Origin of the sequence: uncultured Campylobacter sp. (assembly GCF_938045205.1) — a bacterium.
GTDB lineage: Bacteria > Campylobacterota > Campylobacteria > Campylobacterales > Campylobacteraceae > Campylobacter_B.
In genome coordinates this window covers 1-2,689 of sequence record NZ_CALIMY010000035.1, presented here as the reverse complement: position 1 = coordinate 2,689, position 2,689 = coordinate 1, and the positions used below count along the sequence as shown (strand labels likewise).

Annotated in this window: 4 protein-coding genes; 2 read left to right on the top strand and 2 right to left on the bottom strand. The window is 44.4% G+C overall.

The window, feature by feature from the left end:
• Window positions 1-526 precede the first annotated feature (526 nt).
• Both Q0198_RS02355 and Q0198_RS02350 read left to right on the top strand, forming a co-directional pair.
• Window positions 527-1,132, top strand: a complete 606-nt coding sequence (locus Q0198_RS02355) for a hypothetical protein (protein WP_297894507.1) — start codon at window positions 527-529, stop codon at window positions 1,130-1,132.
• Window positions 1,111-1,281 (top strand): hypothetical protein, encoded by a 171-nt coding sequence (locus Q0198_RS02350; RefSeq protein ID WP_297894505.1) that lies wholly within the window; start codon window positions 1,111-1,113, stop codon window positions 1,279-1,281. The genes Q0198_RS02355 and Q0198_RS02350 overlap by 22 nt, the downstream gene beginning before the upstream one ends.
• 74 nt (window positions 1,282-1,355) lie before the next feature.
• Here the strand turns inward: Q0198_RS02350 and Q0198_RS02345 are convergent, their stop codons facing one another.
• Together Q0198_RS02345 and Q0198_RS02340 are read right to left on the bottom strand one after the other, a co-directional pair.
• Complete coding sequence (locus tag Q0198_RS02345; protein WP_297894502.1) at window positions 1,356-1,826, bottom strand: hypothetical protein; 471 nt, start codon at window positions 1,824-1,826, stop codon at window positions 1,356-1,358.
• Complete coding sequence (locus tag Q0198_RS02340; protein ID WP_297894500.1) at window positions 1,827-2,540, bottom strand: DUF4230 domain-containing protein; 714 nt, start codon at window positions 2,538-2,540, stop codon at window positions 1,827-1,829.
• Between the last annotated feature and the right edge of the window lie 149 nt (window positions 2,541-2,689).

Below are 2,689 nucleotides of genomic sequence, written 5' to 3'. Positions count from 1 at the left end.
ATAAATCTCATACTTGCTCCTTTTTTCGAGATAAAATTTTAAAAATTATACAAAATTTGTAAACAAAATTTACTAAAAACAGCTCAAATTTAAAAATCAAAGATAAGCGTTTTTAATGCTTATAGTAATGGCACTTGGATAGTTATAAATTTAAGCTGCTCCGCTGCTTTTAAATTTAAAAAGTTAAATCTATTTTAAACAGAATTTGCATAAAATCCCATTTCAAAAACGTATTATGCGAGCGGCGGCAAAGTAAAATTTGCGGTAACTACGGCGTTAAATTAAAAGCACTCGTAACGGCGGAACTAAATAAAATTCGCGACAGTAGCCCAAGGATGAGATATTCGGCGGCGTGCTGAGCTTAAATCATTCACAGCGACGTAAAGTACGAAGTATGCACGGCGGCGTAAAATTAAAATTCGCAGCGGCTAAATTTAAAGCCCGCGCGGTGATAATCAAAGCAGCGCCCGCCGCTCATCTGCGCAGTGCAAGCAGCGAGCCGCACATTAAAATTTAAAGGTATAAAATGAATGAAGATTTTCAAAGAGCGAAGCTGCAAGGCACGCTCGGCGCGCTCTGCCTACTGGTCGCAAGCGTAGCGTATTCTATAAAAGGCGAGATAGCGTATTTGGATTCTCAAATCTTAGTGTGGATTTTTGCCTTCACATTCCTTTACCACGCGCTTAAAAACATCCAAAATATCACGGGCCCGCAGGTCTTCATAATCTTCAAATACGCCTATAGCATCGCGCTTGCGGCGCTATTATATTTTTCAGCCATTTATATACTCAGAAGATGCGATTGTAGTAGGCTGCAAATATATGTGCCGTATTTGATATTTACGGTTACGGTCGCTTGGATAATTATAAATTTTAAGTTGTACGCCGCTGCCGGATGCAAGCTTTTTGCCGTATATGCCGCGCTACTAATCGCAGATATCGGCGCAGACGTCATCTACAGCATGATGTTTAAAATACCGGCTCCCGCCGCTATAACGATGGGCGTCATAAATTGCATGGAACTGTTAAATTTAATCTTAAATCCATTAGCGTCCGTAGTACTGCTTCTTGCGTGGCTTAACATGAAAAACCCCGCCAAAGCAAAGGATCTATGGAGCCGGGCGGGAAGATAAAATTTTGCCTGCGTTTGATGCTAACGCGGAGTTTAAATTTAGACCGCGCCTGGGTGCTTGCAGAGATAAAATTTCACGCTCGCATGCGCTGTTTTAACAAAGACACGGTCTTCAAAACCTGCCTGCTTGATTTATCTACGCAGCGCTAGCCGTGCGCTACATCGGCGCGATCCTTGACAAGATCAAACAAATATGAAATTTAAGCAAATGCCGCTTTATACGATTATAAGGCCCCTTCGCCGCACTCGTAGCCAAAAATTTTAATCCCCGTATCGCTCTGCTCGTAGCGCAATGCTGGGATTTTTTGCAGTAGATCTTTTAGCTTCGCTAGATCGTTTTTCCGCCCGCCATCGAAGGCTTGCGGCACCCACACCCACGCGATCTCGTCGTATGCAAACGAGCCCACCGTAAAGCTAGCTCGCTTTGAGCCCGCCTCCCATTTGGAGGAGTTTTTGATCGCGTAGAAGTTTGGATAGAGGATTTTTTTAATGATAAAGCATTTGCAAAATTTAAAATCCGCGAAAAATTCCGCCCACGTCGCATCCTCGGTAAAATAGCCCTTTGCGCGCAGACGCTTTTTCTCTTTGCGCAGCCTGATTGGCTCATAAAATCGCTGCCAAGCCCTCGCGCAGGCATCCATAAACGCGAGCATGCGGGCGAAGTAAATTTTAAAAAGCGCCTTAAAAAGCTCCATCTACTTCTCGATCTGCGATTTTAGCGACTTATCGATTGCGATCTCGTTTGAGTTTATATCGATCGTTTGAAGCGCCTTGTCCTGGAAGATAAATCCGACCTCCTTCGCGCCGAAGCTCTTGGCGATCGCCTCCAGCGTGTCGGTCGCAGATTTGTGGATCTTGCCGCCCAGATCGTTGATAATTTTTAACGAGAGCTGCTTGACCTCGTCCTTAGCATCGTCGATGAGGTGGTTTTTATCGCTTTCATCGAAGCTCGCGCCGAATAGCCCGTTTAGCGAATCGGGCAGCAAAAACGGCAGCAGTTTGGCGTTTTTCTCGTCGTAAATTTTCATATCTTTGATCGAGTATTTGTATTTGCACGGCGGCATCTTGATCTCGTAGCGATCCTCGCCCTGCGGCAGTATCGCAAAGTCGGGGCTTAGCAGGTCGTAAACGAACTCGATCTCAAACTCGAAGATGATGGCGATCTGCTTTTTCGTCATCAGCGGCGAGACGAGCGAGCCCAGCAGCCCGCTGCCTACGTTTTGCTTGCGCGTGACGATCTCTTTGGAGTAAATTTTAAAAACGCTCAGCTCGCCGATGCTTTTAAGCCGCGTGATGTCGGTGGCGATCTGCGGCTTGCTCGCTTGCTCGCCGCTTTTGCGCATCTTAAAAAACATAAAAACCAAGATGCAAAATATCACTAAATTTAGAAGAAAAGCAAAATTTTCCAAATTTCATCCTTTAAAATTTTATCGGTATTTTAGCAAAATACAGCGCCGATTTGTAGTGCAATTGAAATTTTACGATTTTTGCGACAAGAAATTTTAAAATCAAAACTTGCGTCGAAGCCGCAAAATAAAAATGCTCGGACGCAGTCCGC

What these genes read in the sequence shown, in the direction of transcription:
- Q0198_RS02355 (WP_297894507.1), top strand. Translation starts at nt 527, where the DNA reads ATGAATGAAGATTTTCAAAGAGCGAAGCTGCAAGGCACGCTCGGCGCG.
- Q0198_RS02350 (WP_297894505.1), top strand. Translation starts at nt 1,111, where the DNA reads ATGGAGCCGGGCGGGAAGATAAAATTTTGCCTGCGTTTGATGCTAACG.
- Q0198_RS02345 (WP_297894502.1), bottom strand. Translation starts at nt 1,826, where the DNA reads ATGGAGCTTTTTAAGGCGCTTTTTAAAATTTACTTCGCCCGCATGCTC.